The sequence below is a fragment of the Limimaricola pyoseonensis genome (genome assembly GCF_900102015.1).
GTDB classification, from domain to species: domain Bacteria; phylum Pseudomonadota; class Alphaproteobacteria; order Rhodobacterales; family Rhodobacteraceae; genus Limimaricola; species Limimaricola pyoseonensis.
Window position 1 is genome coordinate 91,883 of the sequence record NZ_FNAT01000007.1, and the last position, 25,603, is coordinate 117,485.

Genomic DNA, 25,603 nt, shown 5'->3' on the forward strand with positions numbered 1-25,603 from the left:
GGCGCTTGCCGCTGCGTCGCGCGGGGCTGGCGCTCGGTCGCGCGCCATGCCTTACTCCGCCGCGGAGCGGGCCGTCATGCGCGCGTCGTGCGGACGTGGCAGTCAAACGGCATGAGCGGAAACGGGGGAGGACCCATGAAGATCGCGATCCTCGGCGGCGACGGTTTCGTCGGCTGGCCGACCTGTCTGCACCTGTCCGAGCAGGGCCACGAGATCCACATCGTCGACAACCTGTCGCGGCGCTGGATCGACACCGAGCTGGGCGTGCAGTCGCTCACCCCGATGGATTCGATCCAGGAGCGCTGCCGGATCTGGCACGAGGTGACGGGGCGCCGGCTGAACTTCCACCTGCTCGACCTCGCCAAGGAATACGAGCGGCTGAAGCAGTGGCTCGCCGAGGAGCGCCCCGACGCGGTGATCCACTTCGCCGAGCAGCGCGCCGCGCCCTATTCGATGAAGTCCGACCGCCACAAGGTCTACACGGTCAACAACAACACCAACGCCACGCACAACTTGCTCGCCGCGCTGGTCGAGACCGGGATCGACGCGCATCTCGTGCACCTCGGCACCATGGGCGTCTACGGCTATTCCAGCGTCGGTGCGGCGATCCCCGAGGGCTACCTGAACGTCGATGTCGAGACGCTGTCGGGCGAGAAAGTCGAGCAGGAGATCCTGTATCCGACCCGGCCCGGCTCGGTCTACCACATGACCAAGTCGCTCGATCAGATCCTGTTCCAGTTCTACGCCCAGAACGACGGGCTCAGGATCACCGACCTGCACCAGGGCATCGTCTGGGGCACCCATACCGACCAGACCCGGCGGCACGAGCAGCTGATCAACCGCTTCGACTACGACGGCGATTACGGCACGGTGCTGAACCGCTTCCTGATTCAGGCGGCGATCGGCCATCCGCTCACCGTGCACGGCAGCGGCGGCCAGACCCGCGCCTTCATCCACATCCAGGATTCGGTGCGCTGCATCGAGCTGGCGCTGCAGGATGCGCCCAAGCGCGGCGAGCGGGTGCGGATCTTCAACCAGATGACCGAGACGCACCGGGTGCGCGACCTCGCCGAGCTGGTGGCGAAGCAGACCGGCGCCAAGATCGCCTACCTGCCGAACCCCCGCAAGGAAGCCGAGGAGAACGAGCTCGTGGTGAAGAACGAGCAGTTTCTCGCGCTTGGCCTCGAACCGATCACCCTGCGGGAAGGCCTCTTGGACGAGGTGGTCGAGGTGGCGCGCAAATATGCGCACCGGATCGACCGTAGCCGCGTGCCGGCCGTCTCGGCCTGGACCCGCGACCTCGCCCGGCGGGTGGAGCGCGACCCCGAGGGCCGCGCGCTGCGCCGCATCTCGTGACCGAGGGCCTGCGCCCCGAGGGCCCGGCGCGAAGCCGCCGGGCCTACGTCACCCTCGTCACCAATGCCGATTTCGCGCTCGGGGCGAAGGCGCTCCTGCGCTCGCTGCGACTCTCGGCGGCGCAGGCCGACCTCGTGGTGCTGCACACCGGCGGGGTGGGGGAAGCTTCGCTCGCGCCGCTGCGCGCGCGCGGCGCGCGGCTGGTGGCGACCGATCTGCTGCCGGTCTCCGACGCTTTCGCCGCCGCACATGCGCGCGAGGCGCTGCACGGGGCCGCGCCCTTCACCAAGGGCGAGAAGCCGGCCTTTCACACCCCGCTCGACAACTTCGCCAAGCTGCGGCTGTGGCAGCTGACCGACTATGACCGGGTGGTGTTCCTCGACGCCGACACGCTGGTCTTGCGCAACATCGACACGCTGTTCGACTACCCGGAGTTCTGCGCCGCGCCGAACGTCTACGAGAGCCTCGCCGACTTCCATCGCATGAATTCCGGCGTCTTCACCGCGCGGCCCGACCCGGCCACTTTTGACGCCATGCTGGCCCGGCTCGACCGGCCCGGCGCCTTCTGGCGGCGCACCGACCAGACCTTCCTGCAGGCGTTCTTCCCCGACTGGCACGGCCTGCCGGTGACCTACAACACGCTGCAATATGTCTGGCTGAACCTGCCCGAGCTGTGGAGCTGGGAGCAGATCAAGGTGCTGCACTACCAGTACGAGAAGCCGTGGCAGGACCACGCCAAGGCCGACCGGCTCAGGCCGCTGATCGAGCTGTGGAAGGCATTCGCCGGCGAAGGGCCGGTGCCGGAGCTGTTGGACCTGCCGGACCCGACATGAGGGTCGCTCTGACCGGAGCCTCGGGGCTGGTCGGGCAATTCCTGCTGCGCGGCCTGCACGCGCGCGGCCACGCGGTCGTGGCGCTGGGCCGCACGGCGGTGCCGGGGGCCGAGCATCACGATTGGCGGCTGGGCGAGGCCGCGCCGCTCTCGGGCTGCGAGGCGCTGGTGCATGCCGCCTTCAGCCACGCGCCGGGGCGCTATCGTGGCGGCGAGGGGGACGATCCTGAGGGGTTTCTCGGGCGCAATCGCGACGGCTCGCTGCGGCTGTTCGAGGCGGCACGGGCGGCGGGTGTCACACGCGCCGTGTTCCTGTCCTCGCGCGCGGTCTATGGCGACTACCCGCCGGGTACCGAACTGGCCGAGGATCTGCCGCCGCGCCCCGACACGCTCTATGGCGAGATGAAGTGGGCGGTCGAGCAGGGGCTGGCCGCCTTGGCCCGGCCCGGCTTCGCCACCGCGAGCCTGCGCGCCACCGGCATCTACGGCCCGCCCGCGCCGGGGCAGGCGCACAAATGGCAGGGCCTGTTCGCGGCCTTCGCGGCGGGCGAGGACGTCGCGCCGCGCGTGGCGACGGAGCTGCACGGCGACGACCTCGCCGCCGCCGTGGCGCTGCTGCTTGAAGTGCCGGAGGACGCGCTCGCGCTACGCAGCTTCAACGCTTCCGACATCGTGCTCGACCGGCGCGATCTGCTGGAACGCGTGGCCCGGATCACCGGTCGGGGCGGGGTGCTGCCCGAACGGGCCGACGCCGCGCGGGTCAGCGCCATGCGCTGCGACAGGGTGCGGGGCCTGGGCTGGACGCCGCGCGGCATGGGCGGCCTCGACGCCGCCCTGCGCGAGATGCTCTAGCGCGCCGGCCCGGTCAGCCGGTTGACGTGGCCCATCTTGCGGCCCGCCCGCGCCTCGGCCTTGCCGTAGAGATGGATCGCAGCCTGCGTGCCCGCGATCTCGGGGATGCGGTCGACGTCGTCGCCGATCAGGTTCTCCATCACCACGTCCGAATGCCGCGCGCCGTCGCCCAGCGGCCAGCCGGCCACGGCGCGGATGTGCTGCTCGAACTGGTCGATCAGGCAGCCATCCTGCGTCCAGTGGCCGGAATTGTGCACACGCGGAGCGATCTCGTTCACCACGAGACCGGAGGCGGTGACGAAGAGCTCCACCCCCAGCACGCCGACATAGTCGAGCTCGGTCAGGATCTTCGCCGCCAGGAGCACCGCGTCGGTGCGCTGCGCGGCCGAGAGCCGCGCCGGCACGGTGGTCTCGCGCAGGATGCCGCCCTCGTGCCGGTTCTCGCCCGGATCGAAGCAGGCCACCGCGCCGCCCGTCCCGCGCGCGCCGATCACGCTCACTTCGTGGCTGAACTCCACGAAACCCTCGAGGATCGCCGGCGCGCCGTTCATCTCGGCCAGCGCGGCGGCGGCGTCGCTTGCGGCCATGATCCGCGCCTGCCCCTTGCCGTCATAGCCGAAGCGGCGGGTCTTTAGGATCGCGGGCGTGCCGATCCGCTCCAGCGCGGCGTCGAGCGAGGCGGCGTCGTCGACGGTGGCGTAGGGCGCGGTGGCGAGGCCGAGATCGCGCAGGAAATCCTTCTCGTCGAGCCGGTCCTGGCTCACGGCGAGCGCGCGGCGGTTCGGGCGGATCGGCACGATCGCTTCGATCAGGTCGAGCGATTCCGCTGGCACGTTCTCGAACTCGTAGGTGACGACGTCGACGGCCTCGGCAAAGGCGCGCAGCGCCGCCTCGTCGTCCCAGGCCGCGCAGGTGGCGCGCGCCGCGACCTCGGCGGCCGGGCCGCCCTCGGCGGGGTCGTAGACGTGGCAATGCAGCCCGAGGCGGGAGGCCGCGACGGCGAGCATGCGGCCGAGCTGGCCGCCGCCGAGGATGCCGATGGTTTGGCCGGGGCGGAGCGCGTCAGTCATCGGTGGGCTCCTCGGGGATCGAGGTCGAGAGCGCGGCGCGCCAGTCGTCGAGCCGCTGCGCGAGGCCTTCGTCCTGCAGCGCGAGGATGCCCGCCGCCATCAGCCCGGCATTGGCCGCGCCCGCCGATCCGATCGCCATGGTGGCGACCGGAAAGCCGCGCGGCATCTGCAGGATCGAGTAGAGCGAATCGACGCCCGACAGCGCCCTGGTCTGCACCGGCACGCCGATCACCGGCACGCGGGTCTTCGAGGCCATCATGCCCGGCAGATGCGCCGCGCCGCCGGCGCCGGCGATGATCACCTGCAGGCCCCGCTCCACGGCGGTCTTGCCGTAGTCCCAGAGCCGGTCGGGTGTCCGATGCGCCGAGACGATCTTCGTCTCGAAGGCGACGCCCAGCTCGTCGAGCATCTGCGCCGCCTCGCGCATCGTCGCCCAGTCCGACTGGCTGCCCATGATGATGCCGACCTTCGGATCCATGCCGCTCCCCTTCGCTGTCTTGGGGGCGGGTTACACCGGGGCAGGGGGCGGCCGCAACGGCAAGCGCGGCTCAGGCGATGATGTCGGGAAAGATCCGGTCCTCGATCCGGGCGATTCGGTCCTTGAGCTGCAGCTTCTGCTTCTTCAGGCGGCGCAGGCGCAGCATGTCGGTGCCGCCGCGCTCCTCGAGCGCGTGGATCGCCTCGTCGAGATCGCGGTGCTCGCGCTTGAGCACCTCGAGCTCCACGCGGAGCACCTCGATCTCCTCCATCTTCGCGGATTGGTTCATGGCCGGGCCCCAGGTCTTTTCGACAGCATATTCGCTGTACCCTCCGCCGCCTAGCCCCGCCACTTGCAAGGCGGAATTCCGCCTCCCATATTGAAATCAAGCGGCTGCCGATGCCGGGGCCGCTGACGGACGGTCGCTTGTGAAAGGACGTGTCGCATGACGAAGTCGACATTGGGGACGCACCCCTTCCTTCTGGGCTTCGAACAGCTGGAGCGGCTGGTCGAACGCACCGCGAAGGCGTCGGGAGACGGATATCCACCCTACAACATCGAACAGACGTCCGAGCGCTCCTACCGGATCACGCTGGCGGTCGCCGGCTTCGCCGAGGACGACCTGTCGATCACGGTCGAGGACAACCAGCTCGTGGTGCGCGGCCGCCAGTCCGAGGCGGCCCAGGAGCGGGTCTTTCTGCATCGCGGCATCGCCGCGCGCCAGTTCCAGCGCAGCTTCGTGCTCGCCGACGGCGTCGAGGTTGGCGAAGCGGTGATGGAGAACGGCCTCCTGCACATCGACCTTTCCCGTCAGCCCGCCGACAGCGTCGTGCAGACGATCCGCATCAAGAGGAGTGGAAAATGAACACCCAGTTCCGCCATCCCAAGCTGACCGCCGACGAAAGCAACCTGGTCTACGTCAAGCCCGTCGCCGTGGCCGACCTGCCCGACGAGGTGCAAGAGCAGGCCGAGGGCCTCGACGTGCTCTTCGCGGTGCATGACAGCGAGGGCCAGCAGCTGGCGCTGGTGGCCGATCGCGACCTTGCCTTCACGCTGGCGCGCCAGCACGACATGCAGCCGCTGACGCTGCATTGACCCCGCTCGCCTTCGACTGGGTCGACGCCTTCGCCGACCGGCCCTTCGGGGGCAACGGATGCGCGGTCGTCCATGACGCCGCGCATCTCGACGCCGAGACCTGCCGCGCCTTCGTGCGCGAGACCTCGCTCGTCGAATGCACCTTCACCGGCCCGTCGGAGCGGGCCGACATGCGGGTGCGCTACTTCCTTGCCAGCCGCGAGATCCCCTTCGCCGGGCATCCGACCATCGCCACCGTCGCGGCGATGCTGTCGCGCGGGCTGATCGAGGGCGACGGGCTGACGCTCGAGACGCAGGCCGGGATCATCCCGATCACGCTGACCCGGTCGGCCGGCCTGCCGCTGATCGGCATGACGCAGGTCGCGCCGCGCTTCGGGCCGGAGGTGCCGCCGGACCTGGTCGCCGCCACCATCGGCCTCGACCCCGGCGACATCGTCGCGCCGCCGCAGGTGGTCTCGACCGGGCTGCCCTTCTGCATCACCGTGCTCAGGGATCACGACGCGCTGCGCCGGGCGCGGCTCGACGTCGACGCGCTCGGCCGGTTCCGCGCGCATCTGGGCGGCGAGCCCGACGCCGACGTGATGGAGCCCTTCCTCGTCACGCTCGAAGGCGCGACCTCAGCCGGGCGGACCTTCTCGCGGCTGCTCCTGGCGCCGCCGAGCCCGCCCGAGGATCCGTTCACCGGCTCGGCCACCGGCGCGACGGCGGCCTATCTGTGGGCGCGCGGGCTGATCGACGCGCCGCGCTACACCGCGGAGCAGGGGCACTGGATGGGCCGGCCGGGGCAGGCCGAGGTCGAGGTGCTGGGCCCGCCCGGTGCGATCGAGGGCGTCCGGGTCTCGGGCACGGGGCATATGCTGATGCGGGGCGAGCTGCTGCTCTGACCCACTGACCGCAACGAAAAAGGCGCGCCCCAGGGGGCGCGCCTTTCGCGTTCTCATGAATGGCCGGGTCAGCCGGCGATCAGTCCCATCTGCTCGAGCTTCAGGATCACCTGATGCGCGCAGTTGTCGACATCGGTGCCCTCGGTCTCGACCCGGAGCTCGGGCGTCTCGGGCACGTCGTAGGGGTCGGAGATGCCGGTGAACTCCTTGATCTTGCCCTCGCGCGCCAGCTTGTAGAGCCCCTTGCGGTCACGCCGCTCGCATTCCTCGAGCGAGGTCGCGACATGCACCTCGACGAAGGCGCCGTGGTTCTCGACGTCCTCGCGCACCGCGCGGCGAGTGGTGGCGTAGGGCGCGATCGGCGCGCAGATCGCGATGCCGCCGTTCTTGGTGATCTCGCTCGCCACGAAGCCGATGCGGCGGATGTTGAGGTCGCGGTGCTCCTTCGAGAAGCCCAGCTCGCTCGAGAGGTTCTTGCGCACGATGTCGCCATCCAGAAGCGAGACCGGCCGCCCGCCCATCTCCATCAGCTTGACCATCAGCGCGTTGGCGATGGTCGACTTGCCCGAGCCCGACAGCCCGGTGAAGAACACCGTGAAGCCCTGCTTGGCGCGCGGCGGCTTGGTGCGGCGCAGCTCGCGCACCACCTCGGGGAAGGAGAACCACTCGGGGATCTCCAGCCCCTCGGCCAGGCGGCGGCGCAGCTCGGTGCCCGAAATGTTCAAGACGGTCGCGCCCTCGGGCACCTCGTCGATCGGGTAGTACTGCGCCTTCTCCTGCACGTAGACCATGTGCTTGAAGTCGACCATCTCGATGCCGACCTCCTCCTGGTGCTGGCGCACCAGCTCCTGCGCGTCGTAGGGGCCGTAGAAATCCTCGCCCTGGCTGTTCTTGCCAGGGCCGGCATGGTCGCGGCCGACGATGAAGTGGGTCAGGCCGTGGTTCTTGCGGATGATCGCGTGCCACAGCGCCTCGCGCGGGCCGCCCATGCGCATCGCGAGGTTCAGAAGCGACAGATGCGTGGTCGAGGAGGGGTACTTGTCGAGCACCGCCTCGTAGCAGCGCACCCGGGTGAAGTGGTCGACGTCGCCCGGCTTGGTCATGCCCACCACCGGGTGGATCAGCAGGTTGGCCTGCGCCTCCTTGGCGGCGCGGAAGGTCAGCTCCTGGTGCGCGCGGTGCAGCGGGTTGCGGGTCTGGAAGGCGACGATGCGCTGCCAGCCCATCTTGCGGAAATAGGCGCGCAGCTCGTTGGGCGTGTCGCGCCGCGCCTTGAAGTCGTAATGCACCGGCTGCTGGATGCCGGTCACCGGGCCGCCGAGATAGACCTTGCCGGTGTGGTTGTGCAGCTGGTTCACCGCCGGGTGGGCCTGGTCGTCGGCGCCGAACACCTTCTCGGCCTCGCGCGACTTGTTCGGCACCCACTTGTCGGTGACGGTCATGGTGGCGAGGATCACGCCCTCCTGGTCGCGCAGCGCGATGTCCTGGCCGATCTCGACCCGCTCGGCGAAGCTTTCCGAGACGTCGAGCGTCACCGGCATCGGCCAGAGCTGGCCGTCGGCGAGGCGCATGGTGTCGACCACGCTGTCGTAGTCCTCCTCCGACAGGAAGCCCTTGAGCGGGTTGAACCCGCCATTCATCAGGAGCTCGAGATCGCAGGTCTGCCGCTGGGTCAGATCGTGCGAGACGAGGTTGCCGGCCTCGAGCTTCAGCTTCTGGGCCGAGTCGTAGGAGACGTAGAGCTCGGGGATCGGGGCGAGATTGGGGGCCATCATGACGCAACTCCGGGGGCCGGAAAATGAACTGTTCCTAGCGCTCGTAGACCGTGCGTTCGCAACGGATCAAGAGCGATGCGGGTGAAACGGACAAGTTTCCGGTTTCGGGCGCCGAGGCAGAACGATCATGCGCCGGGTGCCGATCGCCGTGGAACACCCCTCGGCCGCGCGCCGCGCACCACGGGGTCGGCCGCCCGAACGGGACGAGCATGGCGCCATCGGGCGGGCCCCGTCCCAACAGCGGAGATGGGTGAGATTCGGCACCTTGCGCGCCGCGGCTCCGCTCGCGGGCCTGCTGCGGGCCCGGTGAAGGGCGGCGCGGTTCTCGACATGGCGCACCGCCGGGTCGGGCGGATTAACGCGCAGGTCGTGGCATCACGCAGATAGGAGGTAGGGGCCACGTCGATGCCTTCGGCGCTCAGCGAGGCGGAGAGGGCTCGCTGGCCACCGTGGTGAAACCGGCCCACGGGATGCTCGGCCGCGCCGAGCGGGTCGGCGCCCTCGGGCAGGACGCGCCGGAGACGGGCGCTTCGGGCGGCGGAGCCGGAGGTCCGCCGCCCGGAAACTCATTGTACGCCTTCGGTCTCGGGCGCGCCGTAGCCCAGCGGCAGCGTTTCGTCCTTGGCGTGGCCCTCGACCTCGGGCGCGTCGCCCGCCTCGGCGAGGAAGCGCTCGGCGTCGAGCGCGGCCATGCAGCCCATGCCGGCCGAGGTCACGGCCTGGCGGTAGACGTGGTCGGTCAGGTCGCCCGCCGCGAAGACGCCCGGCACCGAGGTGCGGGTGGTGCCCGGCTCGACCTTCACGTAGCCGCCGTGATGGGTCTCGAGCTGGTCCTTGACCAGCTCCGAGGCCGGCGCGTGGCCGATGGCGATGAACACGCCCTTGGCCGGGATCTCGGTGATCTCGCCGGTCTTGACGTTCTTGGCGCGCACGCCGGTCACGCCCTTGGGGCTGTCCTCGCCGACCACTTCCTCGAGCTGGTGGAACCACAGCGTCTCGATCTTCGGGTGATCGAAGAGGCGCTTCTGCAGCACCATCTCGGCGCGCAGCTCGTCACGGCGGTGGATCAGCGTGACCTTGGAGGCGAAGTTGGTCAGGAACAGCGCCTCTTCCACGGCGGTGTTGCCGCCGCCGACCACGACGATCTCCTGACCGCGGTAGAAGAAGCCGTCGCAGGTGGCGCAGGCCGAGACGCCGAAGCCCTTGAAGGCCTCCTCGGAGGGCAGGCCGAGCCATTTCGCCCGCGCGCCGGTGGCGAGGATCACCGCGTCGGCCTTGTAGACCGTGCCGCTGTCGCCCTTGGCGGTGAAGGGCCGCTTCGAGAGGTCGAGATCGGTGATGATGTCGGTGATCACCTCGGCGCCCATCTCGCGGGCATGGCCCTCCATGCGCACCATCAGGTCGGGGCCCTGCACGGTGGCGTCGCCGGGCCAGTTCTCGACATCGGTGGTGGTGGTGAGCTGGCCGCCCGGCTCGAGACCCTGCACCAGGATCGGCTTGAGCATCGCCCGGCTGGCATAGACCGCCGCCGTGTAGCCCGCGGGGCCCGAGCCGATGATCAGCACCCTGGTTTCGCGCTCCGTGGTCATGGGACACCCCCTTGCAAGCCTGAAGTCGGCTGCATATAGCCCCTGCGCCTGACGGTGCAAACCCCCGCAGCCCGGCCATGACGGTCGCGCAGGGCGGTCTACCGTTCCCTTGAAACCATGCCGGTTGGTCACGATGTTGCGCGGACGTGCAAGATCGTTGCGCAAGCCGTCTCGGTGACGTAGGGGTCGCGCAAGATTCAGGAGTGGGACATGCCGGGGACCAAGCTAGACGAGATCGACAGGAAGATCCTGGCCGAGCTGCAGGGCGACGGGCGGATGACGAATGTGGAGCTGGCCCGCCGGGTCGGGATCTCGGCGCCGCCCTGCCTGCGCCGGGTGCGCACGCTCGAGGAGCAGGGCTACATCCGCGGCTACCACGCCGATGTCGATGCGCGCGAGCTGGGCTTCGACGTCGCGGTCTTCGTGATGGTGCGCCTCGTCAGCCAGACCGAGGCCGAGCTCACCGCCTTCGAGCAGCGCTGCCGCGACTGGCCGCTGGTGCGCGAGTGCCACATGCTCAACGGCGAGGTCGACTTCATCCTGAAATGCGTGGCGCCCGACCTGCGCGGCTTCCAGAGCTTCCTGACCGGTGAGCTGACCTCGGCGCCGAACGTCGCCAGCGTCAAGACCAGCCTGGTGATCCGCAACGGCAAGGAAGAGCCGGGCGTGCCCTTCGACGTGCTTGAGGAGCGGCTGTCGCGCCGCGCCTGAGCGCGCGGGTCTAGGCCCTCATCAGGCCACCATCTCCAGATCCGACAGCCTAAGACGCGGCAGCGCCGGCGGGCCGAAATCCTCGATCCGCGACAGGTGCGGGAAGCAGGCGAGGAACAGGCTGCGCGTCTCGCCGTCGAGCTGTGCCAGCTGCGCCGGGCCGGGGTGGTAGCTTTCCATCTCGACGCCGTTGACCACCAGCCGCTGCTGGCGCTCGAACCCGAGGTGGAAGACCTGCACGCCCGAGGGCGGGGTCACCTCGACCACGCCCAAGCCGTCGAGCAGGTCATGCGCCGGGATCGCCGCGGCGCGGTGCCCGGTGATCCGCTCGATCGCCGCGCCGCGCCGCACCAGCCGCGCGGCCGGGCCGAGCAGCAGGTCGTGCATCGGCCGGGCGATGCCCAGCGCGTCGGCCGAGATCCGCGTCAGCCGACCCATCTCGGGGGCCTGGCCGCGCACGCCGGCGACGATGGTCGTCGAGCCGCGCCACAGCAGCGTGCGAAAGCCCTGCGTCGCGGTCTTCACCTTGTCGCCGGGCCAGAGATCCTCGATCGCGACGAGGCCGCGATCGGTCGGCAGGAGCGCGCCGCGGGCGATCGCCGAGACGGCATCCTCGAAGACCGGCAGGGCGGGCACGGTGTCGCTGCGTTCGATGATGTCGCCCGGGTGGCGGGGGCAGACGCAGAGGATCTCGATCCGGCGCATGAGGCTCGGCCGGGGGCGCGGCGGCGCGCCGACCGGACGCGGGGCGAGGCGGGCCTCCACCGAGTCGGGCGGCGGCGCGCGGCCGTCCTCCGGCTGCGGAAGGCCGGGCGGCGCCACCGATGAGGTGCGGGGAAAGACGGGTGTGGCCATGTGATCGACATCCGGTCTTGGCGCTCCCGGCCGGCCCCCACCGGCCGCTGCGAGCGCGAGGGTCAGGGCGGGCCCGGTCGGGCCCTTCGGTTCAGGCGACGGGGCGGCGCGGACGGCGCGCCTCGAACGGCAGCGGCGGTAGCGCGACGGGGCCTGCCGGCACGCCGCGCAACATCTTCAGGATGAACCTGAACATGACGGTCTCCTTGTCGTGACAAGGGCAGCATGTCGGGCGAAGGGGGCGAGAAAAGGACCGCTTCTGGCCCGGCCCGGGGCGGGCTCAGAGCCGGATTGCGGCGATTAGCCGGCCGTAATCGGCCTCGCGCGCATGGGTGGAGCGGCGGTAGCTGAAGAAGCGGGCCGGGTCCGAATAGGTGCAGTGGCGGGTCCATTCGGCCGAGGCGATGCCGCAGCCGCGCAGCCGCCTGAGGCCGAAGCCGGGCAGGTCGAAGAGCAGCCGGTCGCCTTCGCCCTGCGCGAAGTGGCGCGCGGCTTCGGGGTCTTCGGCCATGAAGGCCTCGAGCAGCTCCGGGCCGACCTCGTAGCAGCGCTGGCTGATGGTCGGGCCGATCGCCGCGTGGATCGCCTCGCGCCGCGCGCCGAGATCGATCATCGCTTCGACCGTGGCCTCGAGCACGCCGTTCAGCGCGCCCTTCCAGCCGGCATGGGCTGCGCCGATCACCCCGGCGCCGGTGTCGGCGAAGAGCACCGGCTGGCAGTCGGCGGTCAGGATCGACAGCGCGAGGCCGGGCGTCGCGGTGACCATGGCGTCGGCCCGGACCCGGTCCTGCGGGCCGTCGACGGCGACCACGTCGGCGGAATGCACTTGGTGCACGCCGACCAGCGTGTCGGGCGTCACGCCCATCGCGGCGGCGACGCGGCTGCGGTTGATCCGCACCGCCTCGATCTGGTCCGAGCTGCCGAGCCCGCAGTTCAGCCCGGCGAAGACCCCCGACGACGCGCCGCCGGCGCGGCCGAAAAAGCCGTGCCGCAGCTCGGCGAGGCTGTCAGAGGTGATGATGTCGAGCGGCGTCGCGGCGTTCACGGGTCCATCCCGGGTGGTGGCGGGGTGCCGCGCGGATGCAGCGCGGCCACCTTGAACAGGTCGCCCATTTCGCCCGGATGGGTCAAGCGGCGATGCGCGGCGACATGCGTCTCGAGCGCCGCACCCTCGAGCCCGCGCGCCAGCGCCCGCGCCCGGGGCGTGATGCCGAGCCGCTCGAGAAAGACGCCCTGCGCCACCGGCCCGGCACAGGCCGCCGGCGCCGCCGCCCGCGCCAGGGCGCCGAAGTCGACATGCGCGGTGAGGTCGGCCGAGCCCGGCGCCTCGAGCGGGTCGACCTTGCGGTGGCCCTGCACCGCCTGGAAGCTGTCGCCCGTGGCGTCGGCGGCGCCGTAGTCGACGACCAGCGCCGCGCCGCCCTGCGCGGCGATGCGCCGGCCGATCTCGCCCGCCAGCGCCGGCAGGGCCGGGCAGGTCTCGACCATGTCGCCGTCGCTGGTGTCGTCCAGCCGGTGCGCGAGCTCGGCCAGCGGCGCGGGCGCGGTCAGGCCGAAGCCCAGCCGGTCGCCGTCGCGCGCGATCACGCGCTCGCGCCAGCCCGCGCCTTCGCGCAGGAACTGCCGGATCGGCAGCGCGTCGAAGAACTCGTTGGCGACGAGGAACAGCGGGCCGTCCTCGGGCAGCTGGTCGAGCCGGTCATGCCAGCCGCGCGCCTCCGGCAACGCCTCGGCCTGCACGGCGCGCAGCGCCGGCGAGACCTCGACCAGATGCAGCCGCGCGGCGGCGTGGAAGCCCGGCACCGCGCGGGTCGCGCGCAGAAGGTCGGTCATCAGCGTGCCGCGGCCGGGGCCGAGCTCGGCCAGCACGAAGGGGTCCGGCCGGCCCTGGTCGATCCAGGCCTGGGCGATGCACAGCCCGACCAGCTCGCCGAACATCTGGCTGATCTCGGGCGCGGTGACGAAATCGCCCGCGGCGCCCAGCGGGTCGCGCGTGGTGTAGTAGCCGTGCTCGGGATGCAGCAGGCATTCGGTCATGTATTCGGCGATGCTGATCGGGCCGGTGGCGGCGATCCGGCGCAGCAGGATGTCGTGCAGCGCGCTCATGCCGGCACCCCGACGCGGCGCCGCCGCGCCCAGAGCACCACCGCGAGCCCGGCAAGGATCATCGGCAGCGACAGGAGCTGCCCCATGGTCAGGCCCCAGCCGTCGATGTGCAGCGCGAGGCCGAGAGGGTTGCCGGGGGTCACGAACTGCGCGTCGGGCTGGCGCACGAACTCCACCAGGAAGCGGCCGATGCCGTAGACGAGGAAGAAGGTGCCCGAGAGCAGCCATGGCCGCTTCAGCGCGCCCCAGCGGAAGGCCATCAGCACGAACAGCACCAGGAGGAACAGCCCTTCGATCCCGGCCTCGTAGAGCTGCGAGGGGTGGCGCGCGCAGAGCCCCTCGATGCCGGGGCAGTCCTGCGCGGCCGCGCCGGGGAAAATCACGCCCCAGGGCAGGTCGGTCGGCCGGCCCCAGAGCTCGGCGTTGATGAAGTTGGCGATGCGGCCGAGCAGCAGGGCAGGGGGCGTGGCCAGCGCGATGGTATCGGCCGCGCCGCCGAGCGGCAGCGCGTGGCGGCGCGCGAAGATCAGAATGGCCAGCACCACGCCGATGAAGCCGCCATGGAAGGACATGCCGCCCTGCCACAGGATCGGGATCTCCCAGGGATGGGTCAGGTAGTGGCCCGGCTGGTAGAACAGCACGTAGCCCAGCCGGCCGCCGCCGATGATGCCGAGGATGATCCAGCTCAGCAGGTTCTCGAGCTGCGGCGGCGTCATGGCGGGCGTGTCGGCGGGCCAGAGCCGCGGGCGTCTCAGCGCCGCGACGGCGAGGCGCCAGCCGAGGATGATGCCCACGATGTAGGCCATGGCGTACCAGCGCAGCGCGAAGTCGAAGCCGCCGATCGAGACCGAGAAGATCTCGGGCGAGATCTCGGGAAAGGGAATGCCGTTCATGGCGGTTTGTCTGCGGCCGCGCGCGGGCGGAGTCAATCGAGCCGCCGGGCCGGGGCGCCGCGATGCGCGGCTTGTCGCGCCGGGCCGGCCCGCCCATATAGGGACAAAGCGTTATGCCAGCGGAGGCCCGCAATGCAGTCCCGGAACAAGATCTTCGACGACCTGTCGCAGCTGATGACCAACGCGATGGGCGTGGCCCAGGGCGCGAAGGACGAGGCCAACAACGCCATGCGGTCGATGCTCGACCGCTGGCTGGCCGACCGCGACCTCGTCACCCGCGAGGAGTTCGACGCGGTGCGCGCCATGGCGCAGAAGGCGCGCGAGGAGAACGAGGCGCTGAAGGCGCGGATCGAGGCGCTGGAGACCAAGACCTCGAACTGAGCCCGGGCGAAGAGCCGAGCGTGAAAGGGGCGGCCCGGCGGGCCGCCCCTTCGCGTGTCAGGCCGAGAAGCTCTCGAGATAGGCGGCGAGGATGTCGCGCGCGGCCTCGAGATCGGTGCGGTCGACCATCTCGGTCACGGTGTGGATGTAGCGGGTGCCCACGACCACGCCCACGGCGCGGGCGCCGGCCGCCGCCTGCTGCGCGGCCGCGCCGTCCTGGCCGCCGGCGGCCAGCATGGTGCGCTGGAACGGGATGCCCCTGTCCTGCGCGAGCTTCTCGAGATCGGCGACGAGGCCGCGATCGGCGATGAAGCTGCTGTCGCGCACATGCAGGCCGAAGCCCTTGCCCTGCTGGGTGGTGCGGTCCTTGTCCGGCACGCCGGGCGTGTCGCAGGCGAGCGTGGTGTCGACGCCGATGCCGATGTCGGGGCGCACCTTGTAGGCGGCGGTGCGCGCGCCGCGCAGGCCGACCTCCTCCTGCGTGGTGAAGACCACGTGGATCTCGGCGCCGCGGCCTTTGTCGGCCAGCTGGCGGATCGCCTCGATGCCGAGCCAGCAGGCGACGCGGTTGTCGAGCGCCTTGGAGACGAACTTCTCGCCCATCTCGAGGAACGGCTCGTCCATCACCACCATGTCGCCGATCTTCACCATCTCGGCGGCCTTCGGGCCGAGCCCGGTGTCGACGAAGAACTCGCCCACGTCGGGCACCTTCTTGCGGTCCTCGGGCTTGGAGATGTGCAGCGGCTTGCCGCCGGGGTTCATCACGCCCTTGATGTCGCCTTCGTCGGTGCAGACCAGCACGCGGCGCGAGAACAGGTTGCGCGGGTCGAAGCCGCCGACCGGCTGCAGCCAGAGAAAGCCCTTCTCGTCGACATGGCTGACGAGGAAGCCGATCTCGTCCATGTGGCACAGCAGCATGATCTTCGGCGCGCCGTCCGTGGCGGCGTCGCGGCGGCAGATCAGGCTGCCCATCGGGTCGGTCTCGACATGGTCGAACAGCCCCTCGATCTCCTTGAGGACGAGGTCGCGGACCCGGTGCTCGTGCCCCGGCACGCCGGGGGTCTCGCAGAGGCGCTTGAGTAGATCGGTGTTCATGATGTCTCCCGTGATTTGCGCGGGAGGCTGCCGCAGCGGCGGGGCCGTGGCAACGGGCCACGCGGCGGCAGCACCGATTCGGTTATCCACAAGAAATTCGGGAAGCGATTCGTTCCGGGGCCGAATCGGGACACTTATCCCCAACTGCGCGCTTTACAGCGACTCGGCCAAGACTCATCATATACCCCACGAGATCGCGGGCCGGAAGGGCTCCCGATGACGCAAGGGCCGCCACCGCGTCGCGGCCCATGACAGCAAGCACACGAGGCCGGCAATGGCATTCTCAGAGCAGTATCTCGACGCCGACGAGATCCATCCGATCGATCTGGTCGAGCGGGTGGCGGACCTGCGCGACTGGGAGGTCGAACGGGTCGACGAGGACCAGATCGCGCTGGGCCTGACCGGGCAGTGGCGCGACTATCGCGCGACGCTGGCCTGGCAGCCGGCGGACGAGACGCTGCGGCTGGCCTGCTGCTTCGAGATGGACCCGCCAGAGCCGCGGCTGCCGCAGATCCTCGACCTGATCAACCGGATCAACGACCGGCTCTGGGTCGGCGGCTTCGTGTGGTGGGACGACCGGCGGGTGATGGCCTATCGCTACGGGCTGGCGCTGGCCGGCGGGCAGGTGGCCGGGCCCGAGCAGGTCGACCGGATGATCGAGGCGGCCTTCACCGCCTGCGAACGCTTCTACCCGGCCTTCCAGCTGGTGTCCTGGGCGCATCGCGACCCGGCGGCGGCGCTGCAGATCGCCATCGCCGAGGCCTACGGCCGGGCCTAGACCCACTGACCGGGCTCCATCAGCCCGGCTTCCAGCAACTGGCGCGACGTGCCGTCGAACCGGGCCGAGCCGGCCCAGCGCAACCGCGTCGCCGCGGCGCGGGAGGCCGGGTTGCGCCTGAGCGCCTTGGCGGCGCGGAACGAGGCCAGCGCCGCCGTGGGCGAGCGGTGCCACGGCCCCTCGATCGTGTCGTATTCGGGCGGCGCGAAGCGCCCGTCCGGGTCGCGCCGCATCCCCGGCGCGACCCGCAGCAGCATCGGCCGGGCCAGGTCGTGCCGCGCGGGGTCGGCGTGTTCCGCGAAGCGTCGGCGCAGCCCGCCGAGGATCCGGACCTGCCGCGGCAGCTGTTGCCCGGCCTCGTCATGGCGCGGCATGGCGACATAGCCGATCCGGTCGAAGCAGGCGGCGCCGGGGGCGACGCCGTCGGGGTGGGCGGCCACGTCGGCGGGGTAGAGATCGACGATGCAGCCGCCGACCACCGCCCGGCGCTCGCCCTCCACGAAGCGGCACAGCTCTTCCACGCCGCGGCTCTCGCAATGGGGAAAGAGCAGGTATTCGGCGTTGTGGCACCAATGCAGCCACAGCCCCGGCGGCGCGGCAGCGAGCGCGGCGTCGAGCAGCGCCTCGGCGCGGCCGGGGCCGCGGGTCTCTGCGGTGACGAGGTGCAGCCTCGGGTCGCCGATCGCGGGCGCCTCGAGGTCGTCGGGCAGCACCGCGACGACCCGGCCGAAGCCGAGCCCGAGCAGGTGGCGCAGCGTGCCCTCGATCTCGGCGGCGTCCTCGGCCAGCATCAGGGCCGTCGGCCCGTCCTCCGGCTGGCCCAGCGCGCGCCGCAGCGCCGTGATCCGCATCGCATCCCCCTCGTGACCTGCCGCCGACCTTGCCGGATCGGGCCCACATTGCAAGAGACGGGGCTTTGGCTTAGACCCGCGGCCTGATCTTTCACCGGGGGATGGCGGATGACCCAGGCGCCCAAGAAGCTCTTCATCAAGACCTATGGCTGTCAGATGAACGTCTATGACAGCGAGCGCATGGCCGAGGCGCTGGGCGCGTCGGGCTACGTCACCACCGAGGTGCAGGACGAGGCGGACATGGTCCTGCTCAACACCTGCCACATCCGCGAGAAGGCGGCCGAGAAGGTCTATTCCGACCTCGGCCGGCTGCGGCCGCTGAAGGAGGCCAAGCCCGACCTGAAGATCGGCGTGGCGGGCTGCGTGGCGCAGGCCGAGGGCGAAGAGATCCTCAACCGGATGCCGCTCGTGGATCTCGTGGTCGGGCCGCAGAGCTACCACCGCCTGCCGGAGATGGAGGCGCGGGTGGGCCAGGGCGGCCGCGCCGTCGACACCGAGTTTCCCGAGGACGACAAGTTCGCGGCGCTGAAGAGCCGGCCCAAGGCCAAGCGCGGCCCCACCGCCTTCCTCACCGTGCAGGAGGGCTGCGACAAGTTCTGCGCCTTCTGCGTCGTGCCCTACACCCGCGGCGCCGAAGTGAGCCGCCCGGCCGAGCGCATCGTCGCCGAGGCGCGCGGGCTGGTGGAGGCGGGCGTGCGCGAGGTCACGCTGCTGGGCCAGAACGTCAACGCCTGGCATGGCGCTGAGGGCGGCCTCGCGGCGCTGGTGGGCCAGCTCGCGCAGATCGACGGGCTGGAGCGCATCCGCTACACCACCTCGCACCCCAACGACATGGACGAGGCGTTGATCGCGGCGCATGGGCACGAGGCCAAGCTGATGCCCTACCTGCACCTGCCGGTGCAGTCGGGCTCGGACCGCATCCTCAAGGCGATGAACCGCAAGCACACCGCCGAAGAGTACATCCGCCTGATCGAGCGCATCCGCGCCGCGCGCCCCGATATCCTGATGACCTCGGATTTCATCGTCGGCTTCCCCGGCGAGACCGATGCCGATTTCGAGGCGACGATGGATCTGGTGCGCGAGGTCCGCTACGGCTCGGCCTTCTCTTTCAAGTACTCGCCGCGCCCCGGCACGCCAGCGGCCGAGCGCAAGGTGCAGGTCGCGCCGGAGGTGATGGACGACCGGCTGCAGCGGCTGCAGGGCCTGCTGACCCAGCAGCAGCGCGCCGCGCAGGACGCGATGGTCGGGCGCGAGACGACGGTGCTTCTGGAAAAGCCGGGCCGGCTGCCGGGGCAGATGGTCGGCAAGTCCGAGCATCTCTTCGCGGTGCATGTCGACGCGCCCGAGGCGCTGCGCGGCGAGATCGTGAAGGTCCGCATCACCGAGGCGGGGCCGAACTCGCTCGGCGGCACGCTCCTCGCCTGATCGCGCGAATCCCGGCAGGGGCAAGGCCGCCGCCTGCCCAAATGTGACTTTCCGACTGGAATTGTTGTTTGAAAACGGGGCAATGACCGGAGGCGTGGCCGATTGTCCCGACCGCGATCGGCAAAGAATCGCCTAAGCCTTTCCAAGAGGGAAGGGCGCGTTAACACTGTGCTTCGACGCCGCATGGGCCAGGGCCCTGCGGGATATGACGAGTTCTCAGGAGGACAGTGACTGTGGCATTTCTCGATAAGCGGGGCGCGCGGATGATCGGCGCGCTCGTGGCGGCGACGTTGGGGCTGGGCGCCCTGGCCGGCCCGGCCATGGCCCAGGATCCGCGGGTGGTCGACGCCGAGCGCTACCGGCCCGGCATCTGGATCGACCCCGACGGCTGCGAGCACTGGGCGATGGATGACGGCGCCGAAGGCTTCATGAGCCCGCACCGCACCCGCGACGGCCGCCCGGTCTGCCACCGCTCGGAGATCTGCGGCGTGATGAACACCGACCAGTTCTTCGCCACCGACCGCTTCCACATCTCGGCCGCCGGCCGCGAGGGGCTGCAGCAGTTCTTCCGGCAGGCCGATGCCTTCGGCTTCCTGATCTACGGCCACACCGACAGCCGGGCGAGCGACGAGTACAACATCCGCCTGTCGAACAACCGCGCCAACGCCGTGGCGCAGGTCGCCCAGAGCGTCGGGGTGCGGGTGGTCGACGTGCGCGGCTTCGGTGAACGCCAGCCCAAGGCGACCAACGCCACCGCCGCGGGCATGGCGCAGAACCGCCGCGTCGAAATCTACTGCCTGCGCTGAGGAGAGCCGCCATGACCAGTCACAAGATCATCGCGCTCGTCGCCCTGGGCGGCCTCGTCTCGGCCTGCGCCCCGATCGGCCCGGACAAGTCGGCCGATCGCGGCATCAACGCCCACAGCCTCTCGACCATGGTGGCCGGGATCTGGGTGGACCCGAACGGCTGCGACCACTGGATCATCGACGACGGCGTCGAGGGTTACATGTCCGAGCGGCTGACGCCGGACGGGCGGCCGGTCTGCTCGGGCGTGGCCCAGCCGGAGGTCGCGGCGGGGCCCTTCAAGGACGGCTCGCCGATTCCCGACCCGCTCTGAGATCGCGCCGACGTGATGGCAGGGGCCGCGCCGGGAGCGCGGCCCTTCCGATTCCGGGTCTTGGTTCCCAGATGGGGCGTGCAACGAAAGCCCGCGCGGGGCGTTTCGGCCGTATCCCGCGCCGCATTCGCTTGCGCGGAGGCGCGCGAATTGCGACCATTGTCACAACCCCCGGCGCGCATCGGCATGAGGAGTCCTGCTTGTCCATCGCCACCCCGACCGAGTCGATTCTCGAGTTTCCCGACAATTTCCTGCTGATCGACCTGTGCGGCGAGCATGACCGCCATCTCGCGGTGATCGAGGAGCGCTTGGGCGTGCAGATCCTGCGCCGCGGCAACCGCCTGTCGGTGATCGGCGAAGAGCCGGATTCGCAGGATGCGGTGCGGGTGCTGCAGGCGCTCTATGCCCGACTCGAGGCGGGCCGGCCGGTCGAGGCCGCCGATGTCGACCGCGAGCTGCGCATGGGCGCGCCCGAGCCCGACCCCGATGCCGAGCAGATCGACCTGTTCAAGGCCGACCCGGCCGCCGAGCGGATCGAGATCAAGACCCGGCGCAAGCTGGTCGAGCCGCGCACCGACGCCCAGAAGGCCTATGTGCGGGCGCTGTTCGACCACGAGCTGTGCTTCGGCATCGGCCCGGCCGGCACCGGCAAGACCTATCTCGCCGTCGCGGTCGGCGTGTCGATGTTCCTGCAGGGCCATGTCGACAAGATCATCCTGTCGCGCCCGGCGGTCGAGGCGGGCGAGAAGCTCGGCTACCTGCCCGGCGACATGAAGGAGAAGGTCGACCCCTACATGCAGCCGCTCTACGACGCGCTGAACGACTTCCTGCCCGGCAAGCAGGCCGCGAAGATGATGGAGGAGAAGGTGATCGAGATCGCGCCTCTGGCCTTCATGCGCGGCCGCACGCTCGCCCGCGCCTTCGTGGTGCTCGACGAGGCGCAGAACGCCACGACCATGCAGATGAAGATGTTCCTCACCCGTCTGGGCGAGGGCTCGCGCATGGTGGTCACCGGCGACCGCAGCCAGGTCGACCTGCCGCGCGGCGTGGCCTCGGGCCTGCACGACGCAGAGCGCATCCTGAAGGACATCCCGAAGATCAGCTTCAGCTATTTCACCTCGAAGGACGTCGTGCGCCACCCGCTGGTCGCCGCGATCATCGATGCCTACGAAGCCGATGGCACCGCGTAAGCCGGTGCGGCCGCCGCTGGTCGACTGCCTGATCGAGGATCACCGCTGGGAAGCGGCCGGGCTCGAGGCGCTGGCCGAGGCCGCCTGCGCGGCGGCGCTGCAAAGGCTCGACCTCGGGCCAGAGGGCTTCGAGATCAGCCTGCTGGGCTGCTCCGACACCCGGATCGCCGAGCTCAACGCCGATTTCCGCGGCAAGCCCAAGCCGACCAACGTGCTGAGCTGGCCCTCGGACGAGCGCGGCGCGGCGCGGGACGGGGCCTGGCCCGCACCGCCCGAGCACGACCGGTTCGGCCCGACCGAGCTGGGCGACGTGGCGATCGCCTACGAGACCTGCGCGCGCGAGGCGGTCGAGGCGGGGCGGCGGATGCAGGACCACGTGACGCATCTGCTGGTGCATGGCACCCTGCATCTGCTGGGCTTCGACCACGAGCGCGACGGCGATGCGGCGCTCATGGAAAGGCTCGAGACGGAGATACTTGGCAAGATGGGGATCGCGGACCCATATGCCGGGGACCTGACAACTGTGCCGGAAGGAGAAGATGGGCGACGCGATTGAGACCACCGCCGTGGGCCAGCCCCGCGAGGGCGGCGATGAGGGCCCCGAGGGGCAAAGTAGCGTCACCGCCGATGGCGGTGGCGGACGCGGATTCTTCAGCCGCATCATCGGGGTCCTCAGCCCCCCGGAGGCCGAGATCGCGCAGCTCGACGCGCCGCGCAGCTTCGCGCCGGTCCTGCCGGTGCCGGGGATGCTGAACCTGCGGCGGATGCGGGTCGAGGACGTGATGATTCCCAAGGCGGACATCACGGCCGTGCCGGTGACAATCCCGATGGACGAGCTGATCGAGGTGTTCCGCGAAAGCGGCCTGACCCGGATCCCGGTCTTCGACGGCACGCTCGACACGCCGATCGGCCTGGTCAACCTCAAGGATTTCGCGCTGAAATACTGCTTCGTGCCCGAGCGGCCCGATTTCAGCCTGCGCGAGATGCTGCGGCCCTTGCTGTTCGTGCCGCCCTCGATGCCGCTCGGCGTGCTGCTGCAGAAGATGCAGACCGAGCGGATCCACATGGCGCTGGTGATCGACGAGTACGGCGGCACCGACGGCCTCGTGACCATCGAGGACCTGATCGAGACCGTGGTCGGCGAGATCGAGGACGAGCACGACGTCGACGAGGCGCAGAGCTTCATCCGCGAGAAGCCCGGCGTCTGGCTGGCGCTGGCGCGTACACCGCTCGAGAGCTTCGAGGCGGCGGTGGGCATGGACCTGACCGCGCATGAGGAGATCGACGAGGAAGAGGTCGACAGCCTCGGCGGGCTGGTCTCGATGCTGGCGGGTCACGTGCCCGCCCGCGGCGAGGTGGTGCCGCATCCGGCCGGCGTCGAGTTCGAGGTGATCGACGCCGATCCGCGCCGGATCAAGCGGCTGCGGATCCGCCTGCCCGGAAGCCTTTCGGCCCGGGAAACGGTCCGGGAAGCCTGACCGCGATGCGATGGGCCGGAGCGCGGGCCACCGCCCGCCGCATGGCCGCGCGTCCGGCCCCGCGCGGCGCGGTCGCGGCGCTGGCCGGCGCGCTGGCCGCGCTCGGCCTCGCCCCCTGGGGGCTGTGGCCGCTGACGCTGGCGGCACTGCTGCTGGCCTCCGTGCTCAGGCCATTCGCCACGACACGCGGCGGCGCCTTCCTGACCGGCTGGGCGCTGGGCGCGGGCTGGTTCGGCCTCGGGCTGAGCTGGATCGTCGAGCCCTTCCTCGTCGACGTGGCCCGCCACGGCTGGATGGCGCCCTTTGCGCTGGTGCTGATGGCGGGGGGCCTCGCGCTCTTCTGGGGCGCGGCCTGGGCTCTGGCGCACAGGCGTGGCTGGCCGCTGCTGCTGGCCTTGTGGGCCGGGGTCGAGATGCTGCGCGGCGTGGTCTTCACCGGGTTTCCCTGGGCGCTGCCGGGCCATGTGCTGATCGACACGCCCTTCGCACAACTCGCGGCGCTCGGCGGCGCGCCGCTTCTGACGCTCGGCGTGCTGGGCCTGCCGATGGCCGCCCATGCGATCGGTGCCCGCTCGGTCATCGGGGTGCCGGCGCTGGCCTGTATCGGCGCCTGGTTCGCGCTCGACCCCGGCCCGGCACCCGGCCCGCAGGCCGGCGCCCCGGTGGTGCGGCTGGTGCAGCCCAACGCCACGCAGGCGCTGAAGTGGGACCCGGACTGGGCCCGGGTCTTCTACGAGCGGCTGATCGACTACACGGCGGCCGGCGCGCCGCCCGACCTCGTGGTCTGGCCCGAGACCGCCTTGCCCTGGCTTCTTGAGGAGTCGCAGGTCGCCCTGGCGCAGGGCGCGCAGGCGGCGCGCGGCGCGCCGCTGGCGCTGGGCATCCAGCGGCGCGAGGGCACGCGCTACTTCAACTCGGCCGTGGTGCTCGACCCGCAGGGCCGCGTCGCCTCGCTCTACGACAAGAGCCACCTCGTGCCCTTCGGCGAATACGTCCCCTTCGGCGATCTCGCCGCCCGCTTCGGCATCCACGGCCTCGCGGCGAGCGAGGGCGGCGGCTACACCGCCGGTCCGGGTCTGCACCCGGTGGCCGTGCCGGGCATCGGCCTCGCGCTGCCGCTGATCTGCTACGAGGGGATCTTCGCACGCGAGATCAACGCGGCCGCGGCCACCGGCGCGCTCCGGCCCCGGCTGATGCTGCTGGTCACCAATGACGGCTGGTTCGGCGACCTGTCCGGCCCCTACCAGCATCTCGCGCAGGCCCGGCTCAGGGCGATCGAGCAGCGCATGCCGATGGCGCGGGTCGCCAATACCGGCGTCTCGGCGATGATCGACGCGGCCGGGCGCGTCACCGCGCAAATTGGGCTGAACGAGGCCGGCGCGGTCGACGCCGCGCTGCCGCCGCGCGGCCCGGCGCCGGCCTATGCGCGGACCGGCGACGCGCCGATGCTCGTCGTGCTGGCGCTGCTCGCGGCACTGGGATCGCTTCGCCGGGACATTCGGCTTGACCGCGCCCGGGTCCCGGCGTAGCCGGATCGGATCCCTCCCGGCACAACGGCTTCCTGGCGTGTCGGGCGAAATCCAATGGAGCGCCTTTCCCATGTCCCGCAAGAACTACATCTTCACCTCGGAATCCGTCTCCGAAGGCCATCCCGACAAGGTCTGCGACCGGATCTCCGACGCCGTGCTCGACGCGCTGCTCGCCGAGGAGCCCGAGGCGCGCGTGGCTTGCGAGACCTTCGCCACCACCAACCGCGTCATCGTCGGCGGCGAGATCGGCCTGCGGGACAAGGGCCGCCTCCAGGCCGTTCTGGGCGGCGTCGAGGACATCGTGCGCGACTGCATCCGCGACATCGGCTACGAGCAGGACGCCTTCCACCACAACGGCGTCGAGGTCACCAACCTGCTGCACGCGCAGTCCGCGCATATCGCGCAGGGCGTCGACGCGGCCGAGGGCAAGGAAGAGGGCGCCGGCGACCAGGGCATCATGTTCGGCTATGCCTGCCGCGAGACGCCCGAACTGATGCCCGCGCCGATCCACTACGCGCACCGGGTGCTGAAGCGGCTGGCCGAGGCGCGCAAGTCCGGCGCCGAACCGACGCTGCGCCCCGACGCCAAGAGCCAGATCAGCCTGCGCTACGAAGACGGCATGCCGGTCGAGGCGACCTCGATCGTGCTTTCGACCCAGCACTCCGACGAGGGGCAGTCGAGCGCCGACATCCGCGCCATCGTCGAGCCCTATATTCGTGAGGTGCTGCCGGCCGAGTGGATCACCGACGCCACCGAGTGGTGGGTGAACCCCACGGGCAAGTTCGTGATCGGCGGCCCCGACGGCGATGCCGGCCTGACCGGCCGCAAGATCATCGTCGACACCTATGGCGGCGCGGCCCCGCATGGCGGCGGCGCCTTCTCGGGCAAGGATCCGACCAAGGTCGACCGCTCGGCCGCCTATGCCGCGCGCTACCTCGCCAAGAACGTCGTCGCCGCCGGTCTCGCCGACCGTTGCACGATCCAGCTGTCCTACGCGATCGGCGTGGCCCGGCCGCTGTCGATCTACTGCGACACCCACGGCACCGGCGAGATCGAGGCCGCCCGGATCGAGCACGCCATCGCGCAGGCGATGGATCTCACGCCGCGCGGCATCCGCACTCATCTGGGGCTGAACCGCCCGATCTACCAGCGCACCGCCGCCTACGGCCATTTCGGCCGCACGCCGGAGGAGGATGGCGGCTTCTCCTGGGAGCGCACCGATCTGGCCGACGCGCTGACGCGCGGGCTCTGACGGGCAGGGGC

The 25,603-nt window shown here is 70.7% G+C and carries 28 protein-coding genes and 1 riboswitch; of the genes, 17 read left to right on the top strand and 11 right to left on the bottom strand.

What is annotated here, in order from left to right:
* The first annotated feature begins 135 nt into the window (after positions 1–135).
* From BLT43_RS14385 to BLT43_RS14395, 3 genes are read left to right on the top strand one after another with little or no spacing between them, the layout of a single operon-like run.
* Positions 136–1,356, top strand: coding sequence for an NAD-dependent epimerase/dehydratase family protein (locus BLT43_RS14385; RefSeq protein ID WP_090113934.1), 1,221 nt, complete (start codon positions 136–138; stop codon positions 1,354–1,356).
* Positions 1,353–2,189 (top strand): glycosyltransferase, encoded by an 837-nt coding sequence (locus BLT43_RS14390; protein WP_165612626.1) that lies wholly within the window; start codon positions 1,353–1,355, stop codon positions 2,187–2,189. Before BLT43_RS14385 ends, BLT43_RS14390 begins: the two co-directional genes overlap by 4 nt.
* The gene (locus tag BLT43_RS14395; protein WP_090113935.1) at positions 2,186–3,040 is read left to right on the top strand and encodes an NAD-dependent epimerase/dehydratase family protein; all 855 of its coding nucleotides are present in this window, start codon (positions 2,186–2,188) and stop codon (positions 3,038–3,040) included. The genes BLT43_RS14390 and BLT43_RS14395 overlap by 4 nt, the downstream gene beginning before the upstream one ends.
* Here the strand turns inward: BLT43_RS14395 and BLT43_RS14400 are convergent.
* From BLT43_RS14400 to BLT43_RS14410, 3 genes are all read right to left on the bottom strand, one after another.
* A complete protein-coding gene (locus BLT43_RS14400; protein ID WP_090113937.1) occupies positions 3,037–4,110 on the bottom strand; it encodes a 5-(carboxyamino)imidazole ribonucleotide synthase in 1,074 nt (357 codons plus the stop codon). The two genes, BLT43_RS14395 and BLT43_RS14400, sit on opposite strands and share 4 nt — an antisense overlap.
* On the bottom strand, positions 4,103–4,588 hold the full coding sequence (purE, locus tag BLT43_RS14405; RefSeq protein ID WP_090113939.1) for a 5-(carboxyamino)imidazole ribonucleotide mutase: 486 nt from the start codon (positions 4,586–4,588) through the stop codon (positions 4,103–4,105). The genes BLT43_RS14400 and purE overlap by 8 nt, the downstream gene beginning before the upstream one ends.
* Positions 4,589–4,658: 70 nt before the next feature.
* On the bottom strand, positions 4,659–4,877 hold the full coding sequence (locus BLT43_RS14410; protein ID WP_090113941.1) for a YdcH family protein: 219 nt from the start codon (positions 4,875–4,877) through the stop codon (positions 4,659–4,661).
* 156 nt (positions 4,878–5,033) lie between these two features.
* Here BLT43_RS14410 and BLT43_RS14415 point away from each other — a divergent pair, with 156 nt between their 5' ends.
* Genes BLT43_RS14415 through BLT43_RS14425 form a run of 3 tightly spaced genes read left to right on the top strand, consistent with a single transcriptional unit; the run spans position 5,034 to position 6,567 of the window.
* The gene (locus BLT43_RS14415) at positions 5,034–5,453 is read left to right on the top strand and encodes an Hsp20 family protein (protein WP_090113942.1); all 420 of its coding nucleotides are present in this window, start codon (positions 5,034–5,036) and stop codon (positions 5,451–5,453) included.
* Positions 5,450–5,683 (top strand): DUF1150 family protein, encoded by a 234-nt coding sequence (locus tag BLT43_RS14420; protein ID WP_090113944.1) that lies wholly within the window; start codon positions 5,450–5,452, stop codon positions 5,681–5,683. Before BLT43_RS14415 ends, BLT43_RS14420 begins: the two co-directional genes overlap by 4 nt.
* A complete protein-coding gene (locus BLT43_RS14425; RefSeq protein ID WP_090113945.1) occupies positions 5,680–6,567 on the top strand; it encodes a PhzF family phenazine biosynthesis protein in 888 nt (295 codons plus the stop codon). Before BLT43_RS14420 ends, BLT43_RS14425 begins: the two co-directional genes overlap by 4 nt.
* Before the next feature lie 68 nt (positions 6,568–6,635).
* On the opposite strand, the gene BLT43_RS14430 is transcribed toward BLT43_RS14425, so the two are convergent.
* Both BLT43_RS14430 and trxB read right to left on the bottom strand, forming a co-directional pair.
* Positions 6,636–8,342 (bottom strand): bifunctional sulfate adenylyltransferase/adenylylsulfate kinase, encoded by a 1,707-nt coding sequence (locus BLT43_RS14430; RefSeq protein ID WP_090113946.1) that lies wholly within the window; start codon positions 8,340–8,342, stop codon positions 6,636–6,638.
* 566 nt (positions 8,343–8,908) lie between these two features.
* Complete coding sequence (gene trxB, locus BLT43_RS14435; protein WP_090113947.1) at positions 8,909–9,931, bottom strand: thioredoxin-disulfide reductase; 1,023 nt, start codon at positions 9,929–9,931, stop codon at positions 8,909–8,911.
* A gap of 210 nt (positions 9,932–10,141) precedes the next feature.
* Between trxB and BLT43_RS14440 the strand changes: the two genes are divergently transcribed.
* Positions 10,142–10,642: an Lrp/AsnC family transcriptional regulator gene (locus BLT43_RS14440; protein WP_090113948.1), complete on the top strand. Its 501-nt coding sequence runs from the start codon at positions 10,142–10,144 to the stop codon at positions 10,640–10,642.
* A 21-nt stretch (positions 10,643–10,663) separates the two neighbouring features.
* On the opposite strand, the gene BLT43_RS14445 is transcribed toward BLT43_RS14440, so the two are convergent.
* From BLT43_RS14445 to lgt, 4 genes are all read right to left on the bottom strand, one after another.
* Entirely contained in the window at positions 10,664–11,497 is an 834-nt protein-coding gene (locus BLT43_RS14445) for a Hint domain-containing protein (RefSeq protein ID WP_242652304.1), read from the bottom strand.
* 280 nt (positions 11,498–11,777) lie between these two features.
* On the bottom strand, positions 11,778–12,542 hold the full coding sequence (gene pgeF, locus BLT43_RS14450; RefSeq protein WP_090113949.1) for a peptidoglycan editing factor PgeF: 765 nt from the start codon (positions 12,540–12,542) through the stop codon (positions 11,778–11,780).
* Positions 12,539–13,603, bottom strand: coding sequence for a class I SAM-dependent methyltransferase (locus BLT43_RS14455; protein ID WP_090113950.1), 1,065 nt, complete (start codon positions 13,601–13,603; stop codon positions 12,539–12,541). Before BLT43_RS14455 ends, pgeF begins: the two co-directional genes overlap by 4 nt.
* Positions 13,600–14,496, bottom strand: coding sequence for a prolipoprotein diacylglyceryl transferase (gene lgt, locus BLT43_RS14460; protein WP_090113951.1), 897 nt, complete (start codon positions 14,494–14,496; stop codon positions 13,600–13,602). Before lgt ends, BLT43_RS14455 begins: the two co-directional genes overlap by 4 nt.
* Positions 14,497–14,628: 132 nt before the next feature.
* On the opposite strand from lgt, the gene BLT43_RS14465 reads away from it, so the two are divergent.
* Positions 14,629–14,877: an accessory factor UbiK family protein gene (locus BLT43_RS14465; protein ID WP_090113952.1), complete on the top strand. Its 249-nt coding sequence runs from the start codon at positions 14,629–14,631 to the stop codon at positions 14,875–14,877.
* Positions 14,878–14,934: 57 nt separating this feature from the next.
* Here BLT43_RS14465 and BLT43_RS14470 read toward each other — a convergent pair whose 3' ends face one another.
* Complete coding sequence (locus tag BLT43_RS14470; RefSeq protein ID WP_090113954.1) at positions 14,935–15,972, bottom strand: M42 family metallopeptidase; 1,038 nt, start codon at positions 15,970–15,972, stop codon at positions 14,935–14,937.
* A 274-nt stretch (positions 15,973–16,246) separates the two neighbouring features.
* On the opposite strand from BLT43_RS14470, the gene BLT43_RS14475 reads away from it, so the two are divergent.
* The gene (locus BLT43_RS14475; RefSeq protein WP_090113956.1) at positions 16,247–16,750 is read left to right on the top strand and encodes a type III secretion system chaperone family protein; all 504 of its coding nucleotides are present in this window, start codon (positions 16,247–16,249) and stop codon (positions 16,748–16,750) included.
* Here the strand turns inward: BLT43_RS14475 and BLT43_RS14480 are convergent.
* On the bottom strand, positions 16,747–17,601 hold the full coding sequence (locus tag BLT43_RS14480) for a hypothetical protein (RefSeq protein WP_090113958.1): 855 nt from the start codon (positions 17,599–17,601) through the stop codon (positions 16,747–16,749). The genes BLT43_RS14475 and BLT43_RS14480 overlap by 4 nt on opposite strands.
* A 108-nt stretch (positions 17,602–17,709) precedes the next feature.
* Here BLT43_RS14480 and miaB point away from each other — a divergent pair, with 108 nt between their 5' ends.
* The 8 genes from miaB (at position 17,710) to metK (ending at position 25,592) form a co-directional block, all read left to right on the top strand.
* Positions 17,710–19,026: a tRNA (N6-isopentenyl adenosine(37)-C2)-methylthiotransferase MiaB gene (gene miaB / locus BLT43_RS14485; protein WP_090113959.1), complete on the top strand. Its 1,317-nt coding sequence runs from the start codon at positions 17,710–17,712 to the stop codon at positions 19,024–19,026.
* Positions 19,027–19,289: 263 nt separating this feature from the next.
* Entirely contained in the window at positions 19,290–19,832 is a 543-nt protein-coding gene (locus tag BLT43_RS14490) for an OmpA family protein (protein WP_090113961.1), read from the top strand.
* An 11-nt stretch (positions 19,833–19,843) separates the two neighbouring features.
* Positions 19,844–20,143, top strand: a complete 300-nt coding sequence (locus tag BLT43_RS14495) for a hypothetical protein (protein ID WP_090113963.1) — start codon at positions 19,844–19,846, stop codon at positions 20,141–20,143.
* A gap of 149 nt (positions 20,144–20,292) precedes the next feature.
* Complete coding sequence (locus BLT43_RS14500) at positions 20,293–21,333, top strand: PhoH family protein (RefSeq protein WP_423222130.1); 1,041 nt, start codon at positions 20,293–20,295, stop codon at positions 21,331–21,333.
* On the top strand, positions 21,320–21,889 hold the full coding sequence (gene ybeY, locus BLT43_RS14505) for an rRNA maturation RNase YbeY (RefSeq protein ID WP_090113967.1): 570 nt from the start codon (positions 21,320–21,322) through the stop codon (positions 21,887–21,889). The genes BLT43_RS14500 and ybeY overlap by 14 nt, the downstream gene beginning before the upstream one ends.
* Complete coding sequence (locus BLT43_RS14510; RefSeq protein ID WP_090113969.1) at positions 21,873–22,811, top strand: hemolysin family protein; 939 nt, start codon at positions 21,873–21,875, stop codon at positions 22,809–22,811. Before ybeY ends, BLT43_RS14510 begins: the two co-directional genes overlap by 17 nt.
* A 5-nt stretch (positions 22,812–22,816) precedes the next feature.
* Positions 22,817–24,340 (top strand): apolipoprotein N-acyltransferase, encoded by a 1,524-nt coding sequence (lnt, locus tag BLT43_RS14515; RefSeq protein ID WP_423222129.1) that lies wholly within the window; start codon positions 22,817–22,819, stop codon positions 24,338–24,340.
* A 13-nt stretch (positions 24,341–24,353) separates the two neighbouring features.
* A riboswitch (SAM-SAH riboswitch) is annotated at positions 24,354–24,402 on the top strand.
* Positions 24,403–24,410: 8 nt separating this feature from the next.
* Positions 24,411–25,592 carry a methionine adenosyltransferase gene (metK, locus tag BLT43_RS14520; protein WP_090113972.1) on the top strand — a complete coding sequence of 394 codons (1,182 nt, stop codon included), beginning with the start codon at positions 24,411–24,413 and terminating at the stop codon, positions 25,590–25,592.
* Positions 25,593–25,603: the final 11 nt, after the last annotated feature.

Coding starts and splice junctions, on each gene's coding strand:
- BLT43_RS14475 (WP_090113956.1), top strand. CDS start 16,247: ATGGCATTCTCAGAGCAGTATCTCGACGCCGACGAGATCCATCCGATC.
- trxB (WP_090113947.1), bottom strand. CDS start 9,931: ATGACCACGGAGCGCGAAACCAGGGTGCTGATCATCGGCTCGGGCCCC.
- BLT43_RS14385 (WP_090113934.1), top strand. CDS start 136: ATGAAGATCGCGATCCTCGGCGGCGACGGTTTCGTCGGCTGGCCGACC.
- miaB (WP_090113959.1), top strand. CDS start 17,710: ATGACCCAGGCGCCCAAGAAGCTCTTCATCAAGACCTATGGCTGTCAG.
- BLT43_RS14455 (WP_090113950.1), bottom strand. CDS start 13,603: ATGAGCGCGCTGCACGACATCCTGCTGCGCCGGATCGCCGCCACCGGC.
- BLT43_RS14430 (WP_090113946.1), bottom strand. CDS start 8,342: ATGATGGCCCCCAATCTCGCCCCGATCCCCGAGCTCTACGTCTCCTAC.
- BLT43_RS14400 (WP_090113937.1), bottom strand. CDS start 4,110: ATGACTGACGCGCTCCGCCCCGGCCAAACCATCGGCATCCTCGGCGGC.
- BLT43_RS14480 (WP_090113958.1), bottom strand. CDS start 17,601: ATGCGGATCACGGCGCTGCGGCGCGCGCTGGGCCAGCCGGAGGACGGG.
- BLT43_RS14420 (WP_090113944.1), top strand. CDS start 5,450: ATGAACACCCAGTTCCGCCATCCCAAGCTGACCGCCGACGAAAGCAAC.
- ybeY (WP_090113967.1), top strand. CDS start 21,320: ATGGCACCGCGTAAGCCGGTGCGGCCGCCGCTGGTCGACTGCCTGATC.
- BLT43_RS14465 (WP_090113952.1), top strand. CDS start 14,629: ATGCAGTCCCGGAACAAGATCTTCGACGACCTGTCGCAGCTGATGACC.
- lgt (WP_090113951.1), bottom strand. CDS start 14,496: ATGAACGGCATTCCCTTTCCCGAGATCTCGCCCGAGATCTTCTCGGTC.
- BLT43_RS14490 (WP_090113961.1), top strand. CDS start 19,290: ATGATCGGCGCGCTCGTGGCGGCGACGTTGGGGCTGGGCGCCCTGGCC.
- purE (WP_090113939.1), bottom strand. CDS start 4,588: ATGGATCCGAAGGTCGGCATCATCATGGGCAGCCAGTCGGACTGGGCG.
- lnt (WP_423222129.1), top strand. CDS start 22,817: ATGCGATGGGCCGGAGCGCGGGCCACCGCCCGCCGCATGGCCGCGCGT.
- BLT43_RS14410 (WP_090113941.1), bottom strand. CDS start 4,877: ATGAACCAATCCGCGAAGATGGAGGAGATCGAGGTGCTCCGCGTGGAG.
- BLT43_RS14395 (WP_090113935.1), top strand. CDS start 2,186: ATGAGGGTCGCTCTGACCGGAGCCTCGGGGCTGGTCGGGCAATTCCTG.
- BLT43_RS14495 (WP_090113963.1), top strand. CDS start 19,844: ATGACCAGTCACAAGATCATCGCGCTCGTCGCCCTGGGCGGCCTCGTC.
- BLT43_RS14440 (WP_090113948.1), top strand. CDS start 10,142: ATGCCGGGGACCAAGCTAGACGAGATCGACAGGAAGATCCTGGCCGAG.
- BLT43_RS14510 (WP_090113969.1), top strand. CDS start 21,873: ATGGGCGACGCGATTGAGACCACCGCCGTGGGCCAGCCCCGCGAGGGC.
- BLT43_RS14415 (WP_090113942.1), top strand. CDS start 5,034: ATGACGAAGTCGACATTGGGGACGCACCCCTTCCTTCTGGGCTTCGAA.
- metK (WP_090113972.1), top strand. CDS start 24,411: ATGTCCCGCAAGAACTACATCTTCACCTCGGAATCCGTCTCCGAAGGC.
- BLT43_RS14470 (WP_090113954.1), bottom strand. CDS start 15,972: ATGAACACCGATCTACTCAAGCGCCTCTGCGAGACCCCCGGCGTGCCG.
- BLT43_RS14445 (WP_242652304.1), bottom strand. CDS start 11,497: ATGGCCACACCCGTCTTTCCCCGCACCTCATCGGTGGCGCCGCCCGGC.